This is a genomic window from Pseudomonas sp. HY7a-MNA-CIBAN-0227, from assembly GCF_040310325.1.
GTDB lineage: Bacteria > Pseudomonadota > Gammaproteobacteria > Pseudomonadales > Pseudomonadaceae > Aquipseudomonas.
Window position 1 is genome coordinate 131,844 of sequence record NZ_JBEOPT010000013.1, and the last position, 19,191, is coordinate 151,034.

General features: G+C 58.8%; 21 protein-coding genes and 1 pseudogene. 8 read left to right on the forward strand and 14 right to left on the reverse strand.

Annotated features, from left to right (window positions below):
• The first annotated feature begins 67 nt into the window (after positions 1–67).
• Positions 68–964, forward strand: a complete 897-nt coding sequence (locus tag AAEZ06_RS20710; protein ID WP_149414817.1) for a PA4780 family RIO1-like protein kinase — start codon at positions 68–70, stop codon at positions 962–964.
• A gap of 51 nt (positions 965–1,015) precedes the next feature.
• Here AAEZ06_RS20710 and cueR read toward each other — a convergent pair whose 3' ends face one another.
• The 3 genes and pseudogenes from cueR to AAEZ06_RS20725 all read right to left on the reverse strand — a co-directional run bounded on the left by cueR (position 1,016) and on the right by AAEZ06_RS20725 (position 2,102).
• Positions 1,016–1,429: a Cu(I)-responsive transcriptional regulator gene (cueR, locus tag AAEZ06_RS20715; RefSeq protein WP_149414818.1), complete on the reverse strand. Its 414-nt coding sequence runs from the start codon at positions 1,427–1,429 to the stop codon at positions 1,016–1,018.
• Positions 1,426–1,601: pseudogene (locus AAEZ06_RS20720) on the reverse strand (hypothetical protein); the annotation flags it as partial. The pseudogene AAEZ06_RS20720 and the gene cueR, both read right to left, overlap by 4 nt.
• Before the next feature lie 120 nt (positions 1,602–1,721).
• Entirely contained in the window at positions 1,722–2,102 is a 381-nt protein-coding gene (locus AAEZ06_RS20725; RefSeq protein ID WP_149414835.1) for a hypothetical protein, read from the reverse strand.
• A gap of 147 nt (positions 2,103–2,249) precedes the next feature.
• Here AAEZ06_RS20725 and AAEZ06_RS20730 point away from each other — a divergent pair, with 147 nt between their 5' ends.
• Both AAEZ06_RS20730 and AAEZ06_RS20735 read left to right on the forward strand, forming a co-directional pair.
• On the forward strand, positions 2,250–2,447 hold the full coding sequence (locus AAEZ06_RS20730) for a heavy-metal-associated domain-containing protein (protein WP_133101545.1): 198 nt from the start codon (positions 2,250–2,252) through the stop codon (positions 2,445–2,447).
• An 86-nt stretch (positions 2,448–2,533) separates the two neighbouring features.
• Complete coding sequence (locus AAEZ06_RS20735) at positions 2,534–3,736, forward strand: multidrug effflux MFS transporter (protein ID WP_350615964.1); 1,203 nt, start codon at positions 2,534–2,536, stop codon at positions 3,734–3,736.
• A gap of 53 nt (positions 3,737–3,789) precedes the next feature.
• On the opposite strand, the gene AAEZ06_RS20740 is transcribed toward AAEZ06_RS20735, so the two are convergent.
• The 3 genes from AAEZ06_RS20740 to AAEZ06_RS20750 all read right to left on the reverse strand — a co-directional run bounded on the left by AAEZ06_RS20740 (position 3,790) and on the right by AAEZ06_RS20750 (position 5,468).
• Positions 3,790–3,969 (reverse strand): hypothetical protein, encoded by a 180-nt coding sequence (locus AAEZ06_RS20740; RefSeq protein WP_149414820.1) that lies wholly within the window; start codon positions 3,967–3,969, stop codon positions 3,790–3,792.
• Positions 3,970–4,117: 148 nt separating this feature from the next.
• On the reverse strand, positions 4,118–5,131 hold the full coding sequence (locus tag AAEZ06_RS20745; RefSeq protein WP_149414821.1) for a zinc-binding alcohol dehydrogenase family protein: 1,014 nt from the start codon (positions 5,129–5,131) through the stop codon (positions 4,118–4,120).
• 43 nt (positions 5,132–5,174) lie between these two features.
• Positions 5,175–5,468 (reverse strand): putative quinol monooxygenase, encoded by a 294-nt coding sequence (locus tag AAEZ06_RS20750; RefSeq protein WP_149414822.1) that lies wholly within the window; start codon positions 5,466–5,468, stop codon positions 5,175–5,177.
• 123 nt (positions 5,469–5,591) lie between these two features.
• Between AAEZ06_RS20750 and vimR the strand changes: the two genes are divergently transcribed.
• Positions 5,592–6,521 (forward strand): transcription regulator VimR, encoded by a 930-nt coding sequence (gene vimR / locus AAEZ06_RS20755; protein ID WP_350615966.1) that lies wholly within the window; start codon positions 5,592–5,594, stop codon positions 6,519–6,521.
• 106 nt (positions 6,522–6,627) lie between these two features.
• Here vimR and AAEZ06_RS20760 read toward each other — a convergent pair whose 3' ends face one another.
• Positions 6,628–7,581 (reverse strand): adenosine deaminase, encoded by a 954-nt coding sequence (locus AAEZ06_RS20760; protein WP_149414824.1) that lies wholly within the window; start codon positions 7,579–7,581, stop codon positions 6,628–6,630.
• 205 nt (positions 7,582–7,786) lie between these two features.
• Between AAEZ06_RS20760 and AAEZ06_RS20765 the strand changes: the two genes are divergently transcribed.
• Positions 7,787–8,875: a calcium:cation antiporter gene (locus AAEZ06_RS20765; protein WP_350615983.1), complete on the forward strand. Its 1,089-nt coding sequence runs from the start codon at positions 7,787–7,789 to the stop codon at positions 8,873–8,875.
• Between the two features lie 2 nt (positions 8,876–8,877).
• On the opposite strand, the gene AAEZ06_RS20770 is transcribed toward AAEZ06_RS20765, so the two are convergent.
• From AAEZ06_RS20770 to AAEZ06_RS20780, 3 genes are all read right to left on the reverse strand, one after another.
• A complete protein-coding gene (locus tag AAEZ06_RS20770) occupies positions 8,878–10,233 on the reverse strand; it encodes an 8-oxoguanine deaminase (protein WP_149414825.1) in 1,356 nt (451 codons plus the stop codon).
• A gap of 153 nt (positions 10,234–10,386) precedes the next feature.
• Complete coding sequence (locus AAEZ06_RS20775) at positions 10,387–11,073, reverse strand: SDR family oxidoreductase (RefSeq protein ID WP_149414826.1); 687 nt, start codon at positions 11,071–11,073, stop codon at positions 10,387–10,389.
• A gap of 25 nt (positions 11,074–11,098) precedes the next feature.
• Positions 11,099–11,449: a MerR family transcriptional regulator gene (locus AAEZ06_RS20780; protein ID WP_350615969.1), complete on the reverse strand. Its 351-nt coding sequence runs from the start codon at positions 11,447–11,449 to the stop codon at positions 11,099–11,101.
• Positions 11,450–11,532: 83 nt separating this feature from the next.
• On the opposite strand from AAEZ06_RS20780, the gene AAEZ06_RS20785 reads away from it, so the two are divergent.
• On the forward strand, positions 11,533–11,925 hold the full coding sequence (locus tag AAEZ06_RS20785) for a hypothetical protein (protein ID WP_350615971.1): 393 nt from the start codon (positions 11,533–11,535) through the stop codon (positions 11,923–11,925).
• Positions 11,926–12,227: 302 nt separating this feature from the next.
• On the opposite strand, the gene AAEZ06_RS20790 is transcribed toward AAEZ06_RS20785, so the two are convergent.
• The 4 genes from AAEZ06_RS20790 to AAEZ06_RS20805 all read right to left on the reverse strand — a co-directional run bounded on the left by AAEZ06_RS20790 (position 12,228) and on the right by AAEZ06_RS20805 (position 15,970).
• Positions 12,228–12,809, reverse strand: a complete 582-nt coding sequence (locus AAEZ06_RS20790) for an IMPACT family protein (protein ID WP_149414829.1) — start codon at positions 12,807–12,809, stop codon at positions 12,228–12,230.
• Between the two features lie 12 nt (positions 12,810–12,821).
• Positions 12,822–13,481, reverse strand: coding sequence for a TetR/AcrR family transcriptional regulator (locus AAEZ06_RS20795; protein ID WP_149414830.1), 660 nt, complete (start codon positions 13,479–13,481; stop codon positions 12,822–12,824).
• Positions 13,482–13,568: 87 nt separating this feature from the next.
• The gene (locus tag AAEZ06_RS20800; RefSeq protein ID WP_149414831.1) at positions 13,569–14,963 is read right to left on the reverse strand and encodes a uracil-xanthine permease family protein; all 1,395 of its coding nucleotides are present in this window, start codon (positions 14,961–14,963) and stop codon (positions 13,569–13,571) included.
• An 86-nt stretch (positions 14,964–15,049) separates the two neighbouring features.
• Entirely contained in the window at positions 15,050–15,970 is a 921-nt protein-coding gene (locus tag AAEZ06_RS20805; protein ID WP_149414832.1) for a LysR family transcriptional regulator, read from the reverse strand.
• A 126-nt stretch (positions 15,971–16,096) separates the two neighbouring features.
• On the opposite strand from AAEZ06_RS20805, the gene aptA reads away from it, so the two are divergent.
• Positions 16,097–17,446: an omega-aminotransferase AptA gene (aptA, locus tag AAEZ06_RS20810; RefSeq protein WP_149414833.1), complete on the forward strand. Its 1,350-nt coding sequence runs from the start codon at positions 16,097–16,099 to the stop codon at positions 17,444–17,446.
• A 74-nt stretch (positions 17,447–17,520) separates the two neighbouring features.
• Positions 17,521–19,014, forward strand: coding sequence for a CoA-acylating methylmalonate-semialdehyde dehydrogenase (locus AAEZ06_RS20815; RefSeq protein WP_350615975.1), 1,494 nt, complete (start codon positions 17,521–17,523; stop codon positions 19,012–19,014).
• The last annotated feature ends 177 nt before the right edge of the window (positions 19,015–19,191 follow it).

Genomic DNA, 19,191 nt, shown 5'->3' on the forward strand with positions numbered 1-19,191 from the left:
GGAGAGGATTGCCGTATAACGAGTGGCATACGCGTATTTGGTAATAAAGGACCCACAATAAAAGCTGATGAAGACTCCTAAACGCATTGAACCCCTGATCGAGGACGGTCTGGTCGACGAAGTGCTGCGCCCACTCATGAGTGGTAAAGAAGCAGCTGTTTATGTGGTGCGCTGTGGCAACGAGTTACGTTGCGCCAAGGTCTACAAGGAGGCGAATAAACGAAGTTTTCGTCAGGCGGCCGAATACCAGGAAGGCCGCAAGGTCCGTAATAGCCGCCAGGCCCGGGCCATGGCCAAGGGCTCCAAGTTCGGCAAGAAAGAAACCGAAGACGCTTGGCAGAACGCCGAAGTGGCTGCGTTGTTTCGTCTGGCGGGCGCTGGCGTTCGAGTTCCCAAACCCTACGACTTCCTTGAAGGCGTGCTGTTGATGGAACTGGTGGCCGATGAATACGGCGACGCGGCGCCACGACTTAACGACGTGACGCTGGAGCCGGATCAGGCCCGTGAGTATCACGCCTTCCTGATTTCCCAGATCGTGCTGATGTTGTGTACCGGTCTGGTGCACGGTGACCTTTCCGAGTTCAACGTGCTGCTGACGCCAACGGGCCCGGTGATCATCGACTTGCCCCAGGCAGTGGATGCGGCGGGTAACAACCACGCGTTCAGCATGCTGGAACGGGACGTGGGCAACATGGCCTCTTACTTCGGGCGTTTTGCCCCGGAATTGAAGACGACCAAGTACGCCAAGGAGATGTGGGCGCTGTACGAAGCCGGCACCTTGCACCCGGCCAGCGTCTTGACCGGCGAGTTTGATGAGCCGCAAGAGTTGGCGGACGTTGGCGGTGTCATCCGTGAGATCGAAGCGGCGCGGCTGGATGACGAGCGTCGCCAGGCGATACGTGCGGCAGACGACGCACCTGTGGGCAAAACGGCGGAAGAGCCTCCGCCGCCGTGGATGCAGTAAACCTCTGACAAAAAATCCGGCACATGCCGGATTTTTTGTACCTGGTGATCGTCAGGCGATTTTTTTCTCGCAACACCCACCCGATGCCAACTCCTTGAGAATCGGGCAGTCCGGTCGGTGATCGCCCTGGCAGTGCTCCACCAAGTCCTGCAACGTATCGCGCAACTGCCCCAATTCAAGAATCTTCTGGTTCAGCTCCTCGATATGCTGGCGTGCCAGCGCCTTGACGTCCGCACTGGCACGCTGGCGGTCCTGCCACAGCGTCAGCAACTTGCCGACTTCCTCCAACGAAAACCCCAGGTCACGCGATCGCTTGATAAACGCCAGGGTGTGCAGGTCATCGGCGCCATACACACGATAACCGCTGTCGGTACGATGGGCGGGTTTGAGCAGGCTGATGGACTCGTAGTAGCGGATCATTTTGGCGCTCAGGCCACTGTGACGCGCTGCTTGGCCGATATTCATGAATGGTCCTCCAGATCCTTGGGTTTCCAGGTTTTCAACAGCAGGGTATTGCTCACCACACTCACACTGGACAGCGCCATTGCCGCGCGGGCCAGCACTGGATTGAGCAGGCCGAACGCTGCAAGGGGAATGCCGATCAGGTTATACACAGAGGCCAGGACAGATTCTGTCGGTCATGCTGGCAGTCGCCAGGTCGAAAGTGGTAGATCCGTTCACGGGCAGTACTCCAGGAGAAGTTGCCCATAGGATCAGCCTTGACCTGAGGGGAAGGTCAAGGCTTCAGATCAATGTTTCAGTAACCCAGCGTCGCCGGCTTGAGGTACATGCCGCCCTGGCCTTGAGCAATGCGCCACTTGCGCACGTCTCCGGCTTTCAAGTTGACCTCCTGTGCCTTGGGCGCCAGCATCCCCGGCAAGCACCCGGCGGCTTGGCCTGGCAGTAACTTGAGGCGCAACGACACCTTGCCCTCCGGCAAGTTGAACGAGGTGGCTTGTTCCTGAAACAGCCTTCCTGCCAACTGATCATCGATGTATAAGCCAATCTCGCAGTTGGTCGGCACTTCCAGGCGCTCCCGGGAAATAATCAGCACGGCATAGTCTTCGGCGGCACTGGCCATTGGCGCAGCGGCGAACAAGCTCATCAGGCTGACAAGGCCAAAAAACGACAAGCGCATGGCGAATTCTCCGAATTTCAAATCATCAATAGATGCAGCTTGGCCGAGGGCGCCGATGAATACCAGCCCGGCTGATGTTTTCAGCGCTTGACCTTGCCATCGTGGCAAGGTCAAAACTGTCGTCATCCTCATTAAAGGAGTCATGTCATGCAAGTATTCAGCGTTGAAGGAATGACCTGTGGTCATTGCGTCCGGGCGGTGACCCAGGCGGTGCAGAGAAAAGACCCGGCGGCCAGCGTGCGGGTCGATCTGGCAGCCAAGGAGGTTGGGGTTGAAAGTAGTCTGACAGCCGATGAAGTCATCAGCCTGATCAGCGAAGAAGGCTACAGCACCAAGCTCGCCTGATTATTTAATAGTTAGTGAGCTAACATAATGTCCAAGGCACCCAAGCGCGGCTAGACTGTCGAGCTGTCGACTCACCTGGGTGCCTGATGAACCTTCGCATAATCCTGATTCTTGCGTCTTTGAGTGCCTTTGCGCCGCTGGCGATCGATTTTTATCTGCCGGGCTTCCCGGCCATGGCCGCAGCGTTCGGCACTGACGAAAAACATATCCAGCTGACGTTGGCCGTGTACTTCATCGGTCTGGCAATCGGACAACTGGCCTATGGCCCGGTGGCAGACCGTTTCGGCCGGCGGATTCCGTTGTTGACCGGTGTCAGCCTGTTTACCGTGGCGTCACTGGCCTGTGCCTATGCGCCGTCCCTGGAATGGTTGATCGGTGCGCGCTTCGTCCAGGCCCTGGGCGGTTGCGCGGGGATGGTGATTTCCCGCGCGGTGGTCAGTGACAAATGCGATGCGGTGGGCTCGGCCAAAGTCTTCTCGCAGTTGATGTTGGTGGTCGGCTTGGCGCCGATCCTCGCGCCGATGTTGGGCGGGGTGATGGTCAGTCTGTATGGCTGGCAGTCGATTTTCCTAGCGTTGACGGTATTCAGCGTCATGGCCGCCGTTGCAGTGGCGGTCGGCTTACCGGAAAGCTTGCCGGCCAATCAGCCCCGTCAACCGTTGTCCGGGGCGTTGCGCCAGTACGGTCGCTTGCTGGCGGACCGGGTGTTCCTCGGGTATGCCCTGACCGGGGGCATTGCGATTGCCGGGATGTTTGCCTACATCGCTGGTTCACCTTTCGTCTTTATCAAGCTCTACGGCGTACCGGCCGAGCATTACGGTTGGCTGTTTGGCACCAACGCCGCGGGCTTTATCCTGGTGGCGCAGGTCAATGCTCGCTTGCTGTCCAAGCGTGGCCCGGCGTTTTTGTTGACCCGCGCCGTGTGGGTTTACCTGGCGGCAGGGCTGGTATTGTTGGCGGTCAGTGCTTTGCACACTGAAGCTTTGTGGCCGTTATTGGTACCGCTGTTTATCTGTATTGCCAGCCTGGGCTGCATCCTGCCCAACACATCCGCCTGCGCCATGAACGGGCAGGGGGCACGGGCCGGCAGCGCTTCGGCGTTGCTCGGTTGCATCCAGTTCGGTGTGGCCGCCGGTGCGGCGTCGTTGGTGGGGTTGCTGCACGATGGCAGCTCCATGCCGATGGCGATCGTCATCAGCGTGTGCGGTGTATTGGCGGTGACCGTGGCCATGACGACCCGGCGCTTTGTAGGCGCTGCTGAGCCTGCGGGCCTGCGATCGAGGGCGTAGCCCTCGCAGGGCTGCAGTGCAGCCGAACACAGCCTCGGCAGCGCCTACGGAGTTCAGCCGGCGGAGCGGTGTTGTTGCTCGGGAAAGCGGTGCGGGGCCTGGATTCGGCTTTGCAGGGTGTCGGCAAAGGCGCGGGCTTCGGCCTCACTGCGGAAGGTAAAAGTGTTCTGGTCCAGGCGAACCTGCCATTTGTGGTCTTGGGATTTTGCTAACGCGTTTATCAGGATCTTCATTGCTGACTTCCTCACGTAAAAGATTGCGTGGCAAAGGCGGACAATATAAACCCGAACACGCTCACAAATATGACAAGGATCAAGTCTCTGACTAGCGGTGTCTTCTGTTACCTGTATGGATAACGGAAGATACTGACAGACCTTTTGCCTAGAACCCTTCCAGCACGATCTTACCCTTGGCCTTGCCGCTTTCCAGCAGTTCGTGGGCACGACGCAGGTTGGCCGCGTTGATCACGCCGAAGTGCTCGCCCAGCGTGGTTTTCAGGGTGCCGGCGTCGATCAGTTCGGCCACGCGGTTGAGCAAGTTGTGTTGCTCAATCATGTCGGCGGTCTCGAACATCGAACGGGTGTACATGAACTCCCAGTGCAGCGACAGGCTCTTGCGCTTGAGCTTGCTGATATCCAGCGCCTTGGGATCGTCGATCAGCGCCAGCTTACCTTGGGGGGCGAGGGCTTCCACCAGTTGATCGAGGTGCTGGTCGGTCTGGGTCAGGCTGGCGACGTGGGTCACTTGTGGTAGGCCTGCGCGTTTGAGCTCTTCGCTCAGTGGCTGGCTATGGTCGATCACCAGGTCGGCGCCCAGCTCCTTGGCCCAGGCTTGGGTTTCGGGACGTGAAGCGGTGCCGATGACTTTCAGTGCAGTGAGCTGGCTGGCCAGTTGGGTGAGGATCGACCCGACGCCACCGGCAGCGCCGACAATCAGTAGGCTCTGGCCTTCATCGACCTTGCTTTCACTGACTTGCAGGCGCTCGAACAGCAACTCCCACGCGGTGATGGCGGTTAGCGGCAGCGCGGCGGCTTCGGCAAAGCCCAGGCTTTTTGGCATATGACCGACAATTCGCTCATCCACCGTGTGCAGTTCACTGTTGCCGCCGGGGCGCATCAGGGAGCCGGCGTAGAACACCTTGTCGCCGGCCTTGAACAGAGTCACTTCACTGCCCACCGCTTTGACCATGCCGGCCACATCCCAGCCCAGCACTTTGGCCGCGCCGTTTTCCGGGGCGACGTTCTGGCGCACCTTGGTGTCTACCGGGTTGACCGAGATGGCTTTGACTTCCACCAGCAGGTCTCGTGGGCCGGCGACGGGTTCGGGCAACTCGATGTCCTGCAGGGATTTTGGATCGTTGATGGGCAGTGACGCGTAGTAAGCGACGGCTTTCATGGAGAACTCCAAAAGGTTGTCAGGGCTATTCAAGCGAAACGCTTCAGGCGAGGAACTTCAGGCGCTTGAGGTCGAAATGCTCAAGCACGTCAGCAGCCTTGGCGCGAAAGTTCTGGATATGCGCGCTCTGGTCGTGGTCGGCCAGCGCCGCGTCGTCATTCCAGCGTTCGAGCATGTAGAAGGTCTCGGGGTGTTGCAGGTCCTGGTGCAGGTCGTACTGCTGGCAGCCTGCTTCGGCACGGGTGGGTTCCAGCAGTGCGCGCAGCAATTGTTCTAGGGTGTCTTGTTGACCGGGTTTGGCGATCAGCGTGGCAATGACATTAAACGCGCTGGGCATATTCGACTCCTGATAGGGGATGAGCGGCATGAACAGATCATTGGCTATTTCTCTGCAAGATAAAACCCGCTAAAAGAGCAGTCTCTTTCAATATTTTATTGATAATCAGCCGGGACGATCGCCATGCTGCGTTTTGATGACTTGCAGTTGTTTGTCCGTGCAGCGGACTTGGGCAGCCTCTCGGCGGCGGCCCGTGTGATGGATATGTCGGCAGCCGTGGCCAGTGCCGCGCTCAAGCGCATCGAGCAGCAACTGGGCGCGCGTCTGCTGGCCCGCTCGACACGTAGCCTGCGCTTGACCGCCGAGGGCGAGGGGTTTCTGGAGTACGCCCGCGCCGCGTTGAGCAATCTGGATGAAGGTCGCCGATTGCTGGCCAGCGGTCAGGATCAGGTTAGCGGTGTGCTGCAACTCTCGGCGCCTTCGGACTTTGGCCGCAACCTGCTGCTGCCCTGGCTCGACGAGTTCCAGCGTGAGCACCCGAAGCTGACCGTGCGCTTGCTGTTGGGCGACCGGATCGCCGACCTGTTCCGCCAGCCCGTGGACATCGCCTTGCGCTACGGCGAACCGGAAGACTCCAGCCTGATTGCCTTGCCCATCGCCGCGCAGAACTTTCGGGTGCTGTGTGCGGCCCCTGACTACCTCGTGCGCCATGGTGAGCCGCGTCATCTGGAGCAGCTGGCCCAGCACAACTGCCTGCTTTATATGCTTGGCAGTCGCGTCCATGACCATTGGAGTTTTCACGACGGCAAGCGTGAGGTCAGCCTGACGGTGACAGGCGACCGCTTCAGTGACGACGCCGATGTGGTTCGTCGGTGGGCATTGGCCGGTGTCGGCATTGCCTATAAATCCTGGCTGGACGTCAGCGCTGATGTTTTGGCCGGGCGCTTGCGGTTGATCCTGCCGGAGCTGCGTTGTGAACGTGCTCCGCTCAATCTGCTGTGCGCCCATCGCGCGCAGTTGAGTAAGCCGATCAACCTCCTGCGTGAAATGCTCGTGTCCCGTTGTGCGAAATTGACTGCGCAGTTTCCGGAGCGATTGATCTCTACACCATAACCTCGGGAATGCCGGGGCGATGTAGCGTTGCACCTATACAGCCTGAGCTGTATCCGACGTCGGCGCAGGCCCGGGGGTCGGGCTTTGCGCCTACGGTAGTTCGGAGTTAAGGCTTCACCAACCGTGCGTCCAGGCTGTTCTGCGCCAGGCGTTTGGCCTGGTCCTGGGTCATGCCCAGAGACGTGTGCAGTGCATGGAAATTCTCGGTGACATAACCGCCGAAGTACGCCGGATCGTCCGAGTTGACTGTGACCTTCACGCCACGCTCCAGCATGTCGAGGATGTTGTGCTGGGACATATCGTCGAATACGCAAAGCTTGGTGTTGGACAGCGGGCATACCGTCAGTGGGATCTGCTCGTCGATGATCCGCTGCATCAAGCGTTCGTCTTCGATGGCGCGTACACCATGGTCGATGCGCTCAATCTTCAACAGGTCGAGGGCTTGCCAGATGTATTCCGGCGGACCTTCTTCGCCAGCATGGGCGACGGTCAGGAAACCTTCATGGCGGGCACGATCGAACACCCGCACAAACTTGCTCGGTGGGTGACCCATTTCCGAACTGTCCAGGCCAACGGCGACAAATGCATCACGGAATGGCAGTGCCTGGTCGAGGGTTTTCTCGGCTTCGTCTTCGCTCAGGTGGCGCAGGAAGCTGAGGATCAAGCCGCTGGTGATGCCCAGTTGTTGCTCGCCATCTTTGAGTGCTGCGGCAATGCCGTTGAGCACAACTTCGAAGGGCACGCCACGGTCGGTGTGGGTCTGTGGGTCGAAAAAGGGCTCGGTGTGGATCACGTTCTGCGCCTTGCAGCGCAGCAGGTAGGCCCAGGTCAGGTCGTAGAAGTCCTGCGAGGTGCGCAACACATCGGCGCCCTTGTAATAAAGGTCGAGAAACTCTTGCAGGTTGTTGAAGGCGTAGGCCTTGCGCAGGGTTTCGACGTCGTTCCACGGCAGCGCGATCTTGTTGCGTTCGGCCAGTGCGAACAGCAGCTCAGGTTCCAGCGAGCCTTCCAGGTGCAGGTGCAATTCAGCCTTGGGCAGGGCGTTGAGCCAGTCGTACATTTATAAAATCTCATCAGGTGCAATGGCGGCATTCTACAGGCGCAATGCGAAATAATCGGCAAAACCTGACCAGACGATGGGTATTCGGTTTGCAGGGTTCATGCCTCGTGCAAGCAGTGAGTGAACTAAGGTGTAACGAAACGTTAGCGATGTGGCGCAGTCTGTACCCCATCAGTGACTGATTTGTCGCTCGAAAAGGCCCGTGATGCTCACATCCCTCAAGCAAGAAAAATTTATGCTGCTGGCGCTGATTGCCGCCATTGCCGCCTACCCGCTGGAGCACTGGTTGCTGCACTGCGGGCAGAGGGTTGCGCTGCTTGGTGGCATGGCGTTGATCGGCTTTATCGTGATTGCTTCAATGCGCGTGGCTCATCACGCAGAGCAGTTGGCGGAAAAGGTCGGCGATCCATACGGCACGATGATCCTGACCCTGGCCGCCGTGCTGGTGGAAGTGGTGATCCTGGCAATCATGATGAGTAACGAACCATCGCCAACCCTGGTGCGCGACACCATCTACTCGGCTGTAATGCTCGATATCAACGGCATTCTCGGCCTGGCCGCGCTGATGGGCGGCATCAAGCATGGTGAACAGTCCTACAACGATGATTCGGCACGGACCTACAGCGTGATGATCCTCACCGCCATGGGCGTGTCGATGGTGGTGCCGGAATTTATCCCCGAGTCTGACTGGAAAATTTACTCGGCCTTCACCATCGGTGCGATGGTGGTGCTGTACACCCTGTTCCTGCGAATGCAGGTCGGGCCCCACAGTTATTTTTTCAGCTACAGCTACCCGGAAAAACGCGGCAAGAAACAGCCGGAAGATGAGGCGCCGTCGATCAATCTGGCGTTCTCAATCGGCACTCTGGTGTTCGGTGTGGTGGTGATTGGTGCGCTGGCCGAGGTGATGTCCAAGACATTGGACCTTGGGCTGGAAGGGACGGGTGCTCCGCCTGTGATCACGGCAATCGTGGTGGCGGCAATTTCCGCCGCGCCGGAAATTTTGACTGCGTTGCGCGCCGCTCTGGCCAATCGCATGCAGTCGGTGGTCAACATTGCGCTTGGTGCGTCATTGTCGACGGTGATTTTGACGGTGCCGGTAATGGAGGCCATGGCGTTGTACACCGGCCAGCCGTTTCAGATGGCGATGACCCCGGTACAAACAGTGATGGTTTTTATCACGCTGATTGTCAGCGCGATCAACCTCAACGATGGCGAAACCAACGCCATCGAAGGGATGACCCATTTTGTGTTGTTTGCGACCTTTATCCTGTTGTCGTTGTTGGGGGTGTAGCGTCAGCCGCTGATCAACTGCCGTGCCGCCTGGCTGTGATCGGCGATCAGGCCTTTCAGGTCGAGGCCTTCGACCTGCCCATCGATCACGCGCCACTTGCCGCCCACCATCACCCGATCCGCCCGGTCGGCGCCGCACAACAGCAGCGCCGAAATCGGATCATGGCTGCCGGAGAAGCGCAGCTCATCGAGCTTGAACAGCGCCAGGTCAGCTTGCTTGCCCACGGCCAGCTCACCGATGTCACTGCGCCCGAGCAATTGTGCGGAGCCTTTGGTAGCCCAACCCAGGACCAACTCCGGGGTGATTTTTTCCGCCCCGTAACGTAGGCGCTGGATATACAGGGCCTGGCGGGTTTCGAGGATCATGTTCGAGGCGTCGTTGGAGGCCGAGCCGTCCACGCCCAGGCCCAGCGGCGCGCCAGCGGCAATCAGGTCCAGGGTCGGGCAGATGCCGGAGGCCAGGCGCATGTTGGAACTTGGACAATGGCAGACGCCGGTGCCGGCCGCGCCCAGGCGGGCGATTTCCTCGGGGTTGAAGTGAATGCCATGGGCCAGCCAGGTGCGCGGGCCGAGCCAGCCGACGCTGTCCAGGTAATCCACGGTGCGCAGGCCGAAGCGTTGCAAGCAGAAGTCTTCTTCGTCGAGGGTTTCCGCCAGGTGGGTGTGCAGGCGCACGTCAAGGCTGTTAGCCAGTTCGGCGCTGGCGGACATGATTTGCGGCGTGACGGAGAACGGTGAGCAGGGCGCGAGGGCGATCTGGATTTGGGCGCCGTCGCCACGCTCGTGGTAGCTGCCGATCAGTCGCTGGCTGTCTTCGAGGATCACTTCGCCTTGTTGCACGGTCTGTTGCGGTGGCAGACCACCATCAGCTTCACCCAGGCTCATGGAACCACGGGTCAGCATGGCGCGCATGCCTAGCTCACGCACGCTCTCGACTTGCACGTCGATGGCATGTTCCAGGCCGTCGGGAAACAGGTAGTGATGGTCCGCCGCCGTGGTGCAGCCAGAGAGCAACAGTTCAGCGAGGGCCACTTTGGTAGCCAGTGCCAGTTTTTCCGGAGTCAGGCGAGCCCATACCGGATACAGGGTTTTCAGCCACGGGAACAACGGCTGGTTGACCACCGGTGCCCAGGCGCGGGTCAGGGTTTGATAGAAGTGATGATGGGTGTTGATCAGGCCGGGAAGGATCACATGCTCGCGGGCATCGAAGACTTGTCCACAGGCTGTGGCGGGTTGTTGCCCCAGGCCGAGGACTTCAACGATTACACCGTCTTGCAGCACCAGGCCGCCACGGGCGTCGAGGGCATTGGCGGTGAAGATCGCGAGAGGGTTTTTTAACCAGATACGGGTCGCAGGCATTGGCCGGCTCCTCTGAATGATGGGTTCAGGTTTGCCAGCTCAGTGTTGCCCTGTCTGCTGATCCAGGGTCGCCGGGGAGGGCGAGGTGGGCAGTTTACGTGTAGTCCACAGCCGGGTCTATCGCCGGCAATCGGCGATAGACCTGTATGACGTTTACCAGGGGATGGTCTGGCCCTTGTAGTTTACAAAGTGGTGGCCACCCTTGCCGGTGTAGGCATTGACTTGGTCGATCAAGCCGCGAACGCTGGTCTGGACGTCAATCTGCGCGCCTTCTCCGCCCATAGCGGTTTTGACCCAGCCCGGATGGAGCGATAGGACGGTCAGTTTCTGATCACCTAACTGCGTGACAAAGCTGTTGGTCATGGAGTTGAGCGCGGCCTTGCTTGCTTTGTACAGAGCCAAGTCCGCGCCGTCGGGGATGGTCACGCTGCCCAGCACCGAACTCATGAAGGCCAGCACCCCGCTGTCTGCACGGATCTGCCCGGCAAACCGTTGCGCCAGGTTGATCGGCGCCACGGCGTTGGTGAAAAACAGTTGGCCCACTTCGGCCTGGGTGGCGTGGCCGGGCGTCTGATTGACGGGACCTTTGACGCCAGCATTGACGAACAGCAGGTCGAAGGTTTTCCCCTTGAGGCGTTGGCTCAGGGCGTTTATGGCTAGCTGGTCGTCCATGTCCAACTGTTCGATTTGCACTTGGCCGAGGGCTTTCAGGGCGTCGGCCTTTTGCGGATCACGCACGGTGGCGGTGACTTGCCAGCCGTCTGCCAGCAGTTGGTTGACCAGGCCAAGGCCCAGGCCTCGGGAGGCGCCGATGATCAGTGCGGTTTTTGGCGTAGACATGAGTAGCTTCCTTTGCGGTGCAAGTTCATGGGTTCAATGGACAACGCTGGCCGAGTCTTTGCTGCAACTCCTGGCGCAGGTGGCCGAGTTCGACGATGCGGGTTTCGATCAGGTTGAGCTTGTCTTGCAACAGTTGGGTCACGGCGCTGTCGGGGTCGGCAGCTTTCCATAGCGCCGCGACGCTACTGCCGATTTCGCCGAGGCTGAAGCCCAGGCGCTGAGCGGTCTTGATGTACAGGACCAGTTGCACCATTTCCGCCGAATAGTCGCGGTACCCGTTGGCGCTGCGTTGGGCGGCAATCAATCCACGCTGCTCGTAGAAACGCAGGGTGTCGCGGCTCACGCTGCTGGCCAGGGCCAATTCGCCGATGCGCATAAGATGGGCTCGATAGGGCTTGACCCTGGAGCATACTCTAAGCTTTAGCCTGCTTGCTTCTTGAATCGAAGGAGCTTGCTGATATGTGGACTACACACCAATACCGCCAACTGGTGCGTGCCAGCGGCTGGTACGACCTGATCGTCACCGCTGCGTTTGTCACGCCTTGGACTTTTCTTTTACTTCACAACGCTTTGCTTGCCTTGAACCTGCCAGGCGAACTGCCGCCCTTTGCGCCTGCTCATGTACTGATGGCCAACCTGATGGGGTCGATTGTTTGTGTGTGGGCGGTGTTGCGGATCCGCGATCCCCAGGTGATTTTTGGACGCTATGACGCGGTGGGCCGGATGCTGTTTGCCACTTGGCAGATTTATGCGCTGGTTCACGGCGCCAGTTCGGCGTTGTTGATCGTCCTGGTGTTTGAAGTGCTCTGGTTGGTGGCGCAGTTAATGCCGGTGCGCCAGGTAGCAGACTGATCAAAAAACGTTCAATTTCATCGGGGCGTTGCTGCCTATGCTGCCCGGACACTCTTGCACGGGTTATCCACAGGTTGTTCCACAGTAATTGTGCGCAAGCGTCATCGGTGGGTATAAGCGCTGCACGCCTTTGTTCTAAAGGTGATAACCAGCCTAACTGACTGTTTTTTAGCTGGATTAATACTTTAGTGTGGTTGCTTGAGCAAAAACGGAACAACGGCCGCAAACCCTTGTGACAGAAGGGTTACAGGGGAGTGTGCTCAGGTTATCCACAGGCAGGTGCACAGTAGATGTGGGCAATTTCAGCGTTGCAGGCGGATGCGTCCACGGCTCAGGTCTGCGAGCTGATTCTGTAACGTGTCGATGTGCGCCTCTTCCAGCATAAGCTGCAGTTCGACGCCATTGGCGGTGAAGGTTTCCTCCACCACCAGTCCGCCCAGATCGGCGACACGAAGTTTCACCAGTGTCAGCTCGGCGAAACCACAGGCACAGCTTAGCGGCACGCGTTTGATCAGTTCAACGCGCTCGGCGCCGTGCAGGCATTTATTGGCACCGCCGCCATAGGCGCGGGCCAAACCGCCAGTGCCCAACTGGATGCCGCCGTACCAGCGGATCACCAGCACCACGACCTGGTCGCAGTCTTGTGCTTCGATCGCTGCCAGGATCGGTCGCCCGGCAGTACCGCCGGGTTCGCCATCATCGTTGCTGCGGTATTGATCGCCCAGCTTCCAGGCCCAGCAGTTGTGCGTGGCGTTCAGGTCGCTGTGTTGGTCGATGAAAGCCTGGGCGTCCAGGGGGCTGGCAATAGGGGTGGCGAGGGTAATGAAGCGGCTTTTGCGTATTTCTTCGCGAAATTCGCAAAGGCCAGTAAGGGTGAAAGGCATGAGTCGCTTCGTTTAGAGGGCTGGCTTGATGCCGCAGCCTTTGAGAATGATGTGGATAAGGTTGGTGCCAGCGTCTTCCATGTCTTGTTTGGTCAGCTTGGTGCGACCAGTGACACGGCAGATCTGCGTGGCGAAGTCGGCGTAGTGCTGGGTACTGCCCCACAGCAGGAAGATCAGGTGTACCGGGTCGACCGGGTCCATTTTTCCCGCGTCGATCCAGGCCTGGAGCACCGCCGCGCGGCCGCTGAACCAGGCACGGTAGTCCTGGCCGAAATATTCGCTCAGGCATTCGCCACCGCTGATGATCTCCATGGCGAAGATCCGCGAGGCTTGGGGCTGGCGGCGGGAAAACTCCATTTTGGTGCGGATATAGCGAGTCAGCGCTTCGGCTGGATCATCTTCGGCGGTCAGCGTATTGAAGGTGCTGTCCCACAGTTCGAGGATGTTGCTGAGCACGGCGATGTACAGCCCCAGCTTGTTGGTGAAGTAGTAATGCAGGTTGGCCTTCGGCAGCCCGGCGCTCGACGCGATGGTGTTCATGCTGGTGCCTTTGTAACCATGGCGAGCGAACTCGTCTTCGGCGGCCTGGATGATCGCTTGTTCGTTCTTTTGCCGAATGCGGCTTGCAGGTTTTCCGGCGTGGTTGCTGTGGGCAGGAACTTCGAGGCTCATGGAGGTTTCCGTGCAGATCGATAAATGCGACGTGTGCACAGATAACCCACCCTCAAGCCTCAGACAAGTCCCGATACGATAAAAGCGTCAAAGCGGTTCCAGGGTGTCGCTTTCCAGGGCCGGATTTGCGGCAGGTGTCGTGGCCTTGGCTTCCGGTAATAGCAGGCACAATACAATTGCCGTCAGGCCGCCGCTGGTGATGGCCGAGTCGAACAGGTTTTGTACTAGCGTTGGCATCAGATGCAACAAATTCGGTTGGGCTGCGATGCCCAGGCCGACACCGAACGAGGTGGCGATGATCAGCATGCTGCGCCGATCCAGTGGCGCTTGTGCAAGGATGCGCACGCCGGCGGCGGCCACACTGCCGAACATCACCAGGGTCGCGCCGCCCAGCACCGGCTTGGGGATCTGCTGCAACACGGCGCCAATCAGAGGGAACAGCCCGAGACAAAACAGCACCACGCCGATGTATAGGCCGACATAGCGGCTGGCGACGCCGGTCAACTGGATGACGCCATTGTTCTGGGCGAAGGTGGTGTTGGGGAAGGCACTGAAGGTGGCGGCGATCATGCAGCTGATGCCATCACCCAGAACGCCGCCCTTGAGCCTGCTTATATAAGAAGGGCCGCTGATAGGTTGGCGGGCAATCATGCAATTGGCGGTGAGGTCGCCGACGGTTTCGATGGTGCTGATCAGATAAATCAGCGCAATGGGTAGGAACGCTGTCCAGTCGAAATTGAAACCAAAGCGGAACGGGGTCGGCAGGCTTACCAATGGCAAGTCCGGCAAGGCGTGCGGTACCAGAGTGCCACTGAACCAGGCGGCGAGACTGCCCAGGGCCAGGCCGATGATGATGGCCGAGAGGCGCACCCACGGCGTGTTCGAACGGTTGAGCAGGATGATAGTCAACACCACGAACAGGCCTAGCGCCAGGTTGGTGGGCGCGCCGAAATCGGGGGCGTTGAAACCGCCACCCAGATCAGTGATGCCGACCTTGATCAGGCTGATGCCGATCAAGGTGATGACAATGCCTGTCACCAGTGGCGTGATTACCCGCCGTAGTTGGCCGATAAAACGGCTCAACACTACCTGCACCGCCGCGCCGAAAAAGCACACCCCGAAAATCATCGCGAGGATGTCTTCCGGGTTGCCGCCCCGTTGCTTGACCAGAAACCCTGCTGATAACACCGCGCCGAGAAAGGCGAAGCTGGTGCCCTGCAGGCAGATCATCCCGGCGCCAATGCCAAACGGCCTACGAGCCTGAATGAAAGTACCGACCCCCGAGACCATCAACGCCATGCTGATCAGGTAGGACAGGTGGGCGGTCAGGCCCAAGGTGGAACCAATGATCAGCGGCGGGGTGATGATACCGACGAAGCTGGCGAGTACGTGTTGCAGTGCGGCAAGTAAGGCGGGCAATGGTTTTGGGCGGTCATTGAGGCCGTAGATCAGATCGCTGGAGCTGGAAGACTCTGGTGGCATGGCGTTGGAACTCAAGGCTGACGATTCAAGGTCCTCATACCTTGCAAAAAGCTGTCCAGTTGCTCAGGTTTTATATGGGCGCCGTGTTAGCGGGTGGCGGCCAGGCTTTCGAGGAAACTTTCCAGCACCAAATGAGGGCGGCGACCCTTGCGCGTGACCGAAGCGAGGCTCAAATCATAAAAGCGTGCGGCGGGTTTCAGGGCGCGCAAGCGGCCTTGTTGCACCCAGAGGCTGGCGTAGTGATCCGGCAGGTAGCCGATGTAGCGACCGGTGAGGATCAGGAATGCCATGCCTTCACGGTCCGAAGCACTGGCGGTGCAGTTGAGGGCTTGATAGTGAGCCTGGATTTCGGCGGGCAAGCGGAAGGTCGGCGCAATGGCGTCCTGTGAGTTGATGCGTTCGTCGTTGAGTTGCTTGTCGTCTGCATAAAACAGCGGATGACCGACCGCGCAGTAGAGCAGCGAGCGTTCACTGTAAAGCGGCTGATATTCGAGGCCCGACAGTGCGCTGGTCTGGGGCACGACGCCGACATGCAAGCGCCCGTCGAGCACCCCTTGCTCCACTTCGTTGGGGGCGATCATACGGATTTGGATCTGTACGTCTGGGCCGCGTTCTTTCAATTGCGCCAAGGCGTGGGTGATACGCATGTGGGGCAGGGTGACCAGGTTGTCGGTCAGACCGATGGTCAGTTCGCCGCGCAAGTGTTGGTGCAGGCCGTTGACCTCGGTGCGGAAACTTTCCAGGGCACTGAGCAGCTGCAGTGCCGATTGATAAACCTCGCGTCCTTCTTCCGTCAGGGAAAATCCGGCGCGACCACGCTGACACAGACGCAGGCCCAAGCGTTGCTCGAGATCACTCATCTGCTGGCTGATAGCTGAACGGCCAATCCCCAGCACGGTTTCTGCCGCCGAGAAGCCACCGCACTCCACCACGCTGCGAAAGATGCGCAGCAAGCGAATATCGAAGTCGCTCACTTGGGCCAGGGGATCGGGTCGACGGCTACTCATAGTTTAGTGAAGGCCTGACTGAAGGTTAGAAGAGTTGGATTTCACAGACTTTATCCCCGTGGCAATTTAGCTGCAACTACGCTTTTCGATCCCTACGCCGCCTATAGCCTTGCGAGGATTTTGCAGATGAACATGCCCGAAAACGCTCCGTCGTCCCTGGCCAGCCAGTTGAAGCTGGACGCTCACTGGATGCCGTACACCGCCAACCGCAACTTTCACCGCGACCCGCGCCTGATTGTGGCTGCCGAAGGCAGTTGGTTGATCGATGACAAGGGGCGCAAGGTCTATGACTCGTTGTCTGGCCTGTGGACCTGTGGTGCCGGGCATACCCGCAAGGAAATCCAGGAAGCCGTCGCCAAGCAGCTCGGCACTTTGGACTACTCGCCAGGCTTTCAATACGGTCATCCCTTGTCTTTTCAGTTGGCAGAAAAGATCACCGATCTGACACCGGGCAACCTGAACCATGTGTTCTTCACCGACTCCGGTTCCGAGTGCGCCGATACCGCCGTGAAGATGGTTCGTGCTTACTGGCGCCTGAAAGGCCAGGCGACCAAGACCAAGATGATCGGCCGTGCCCGTGGTTATCACGGTGTGAACATCGCCGGTACCAGCCTGGGTGGTGTTAACGGCAACCGTAAAATGTTTGGCCAGGCGATGATGGATGTTGATCACCTGCCTCACACATTGCTGGCGAGCAATGCTTTCTCCCGTGGTATGCCAGAGCTGGGTGGTATCGCTTTGGCCGACGAACTGCTCAAGCTGATCGAGTTGCACGACGCATCCAACATTGCTGCCGTGTTTGTTGAACCGATGGCCGGTTCCGCCGGCGTGCTGGTACCGCCACAGGGTTACCTCAAGCGTCTGCGTGAGATCTGTGATCAGCACAACATTCTGTTGGTGTTCGATGAAGTGATCACTGGCTTCGGCCGTACCGGTTCGATGTTCGGCGCCGACAGCTTTGGCGTGACACCGGACCTGATGTGCATCGCCAAGCAAGTCACCAACGGCGCGATCCCGATGGGCGCGGTGATTGCCAGCACGGAGATCTACCAAACCTTCATGAACCAGGCGACGCCTGAGTACGCGGTGGAATTTCCCCACGGTTACACCTACTCGGCGCACCCGGTGGCTTGCGCTGCGGGCCTGGCAGCACTGGACCTGCTGCAAAAGGAAAACCTGGTGCAGAGCGTGGCCGAAATTGCCCCGCACTTTGAAAATGCGCTGCACGGTCTGAAGGGCAGCAAGAACGTCATCGACATTCGTAACTACGGGCTGGCTGGTGCGATTCAGATCGCCCCGCGTGATGGTGATGCCATCGTGCGTCCATTCGAAGCAGGTATGGCGTTGTGGAAAGCGGGCTTCTACGTGCGCTTCGGCGGCGACACTCTGCAATTCGGGCCAACCTTCAACAGTAAGGCGCAGGACTTGGATCGCTTGTTCGACGCGGTCGGCGAAGTGCTGAACAAGATCGACTGATTTCTCCTTCTATATAGAACAACTACCAGGTGCGACGAGAGTCGCGCCTGTGGACAACTTTTCAGGAGCCCTGCATGAGCCTTATCCAGCATTTGATCAACGGCGAACTGGTGACCGAAAACGGTCGCAGTGCTGATGTTTACAACCCGTCCATCGGCAAAGTGATTCATCAAGTACCACTGGCCAGCCGGGAAACCATTCAAAGCGCTATCGACTCGGCGAAGGCGGCATTCCCTGCCTGGCGCAACACACCGCCGGCCAAGCGTGCCCAGGTGATGTTTCGTTTCAAGCAATTGCTGGAACAGAACGAAGCGCGTATCTCGCAATTGATCAGCGAAGAGCATGGCAAGACCCTGGAAGATGCGGCGGGTGAGTTGAAGCGCGGTATCGAGAACGTCGAATACGCGTGCTCGGCGCCGGAAATCCTCAAGGGTGAATACAGTCGTAACGTTGGTCCGAACATTGATGCATGGTCCGATTTCCAGCCGCTGGGTGTGGTCGCCGGTATTACGCCATTCAACTTCCCGGCGATGGTGCCGTTGTGGATGTATCCGCTGGCGATCGTTTGCGGTAACTGCTTCATCCTTAAGCCTTCGGAGCGTGATCCAAGCTCGACATTGCTGATTGCTCAACTGCTGCAGGAAGCCGGCTTGCCTAAAGGCGTGATGAGCGTGGTGCATGGTGACAAGGGCGCGGTGGATGCGTTGATCGAGGCGCCGGAAGTTAAAGCGCTGAGTTTTGTCGGTTCGACGCCGATTGCCGAGTACATCTATTCCGAAGCCACCAAGCGCGGCAAGCGTGTGCAGGCTTTGGGCGGGGCGAAGAACCATGCGGTGCTAATGCCGGATGCGGACTTGGACAATGCGGTCAGTGCTCTGATGGGCGCGGCCTATGGTTCCTGTGGTGAGCGCTGTATGGCGATCTCGGTGGCTGTTTGCGTGGGCGATCAGGTGGCCGATGCGTTGATCGCCAAGCTGGTGCCGCAGATCAAGGCGTTGAAGATTGGTGCGGGTACTTCTTGCGGCCTGGACATGGGGCCGCTGGTGTCTGGTCAGGCGCGAGATAAAGTCAGTGGCTATATAGAAGACGGTGTTTCTTCTGGCGCCGAGTTGGTGGTCGATGGTCGCGGCTTGAGTGTTGCCGGTCATGAAGACGGCTTCTTCCTGGGCGGCTGCCTGTTTGATCGCGTGACTCCAGAGATGCGCATCTATAAAGAAGAGATCTTTGGGCCGGTACTGTGTGTGGTTCGGGTGAATAGCCTGGAAGCGGCGATGCAACTGATCAATGATCACGAGTATGGCAATGGCACCTGTATCTTCACCCGCGATGGAGAGGCGGCGCGGCTGTTCTGTGACGAGATTGAAGTGGGCATGGTTGGCGTCAACGTGCCGCTACCGGTTCCGGTGGCTTATCACAGCTTCGGTGGCTGGAAGCGTTCGCTGTTTGGCGACCTGCATGCCTATGGGCCGGATGGGGTGCGTTTCTATACCCGTCGCAAGGCGATTACCCAGCGCTGGCCGCAGCGGGCCAGCCATGAAGCCTCGCAGTTTGCTTTTCCTAGCTTGTAAGTAGAAGGCAGAAGGCCGGCCTGTAGGGGTTGGCCTTCGCTTTTTCGGGTTTTTTTGACTGATATGACAGAATTGTGAAAGTAGAGGTTGACGGCAGATCCTGGAAGTCTATAATTCGCCCACTTCCGGCGCAGTCGAAACGGAAAACTCCTTGGTAAACAAAGAGTTATGTAGGTT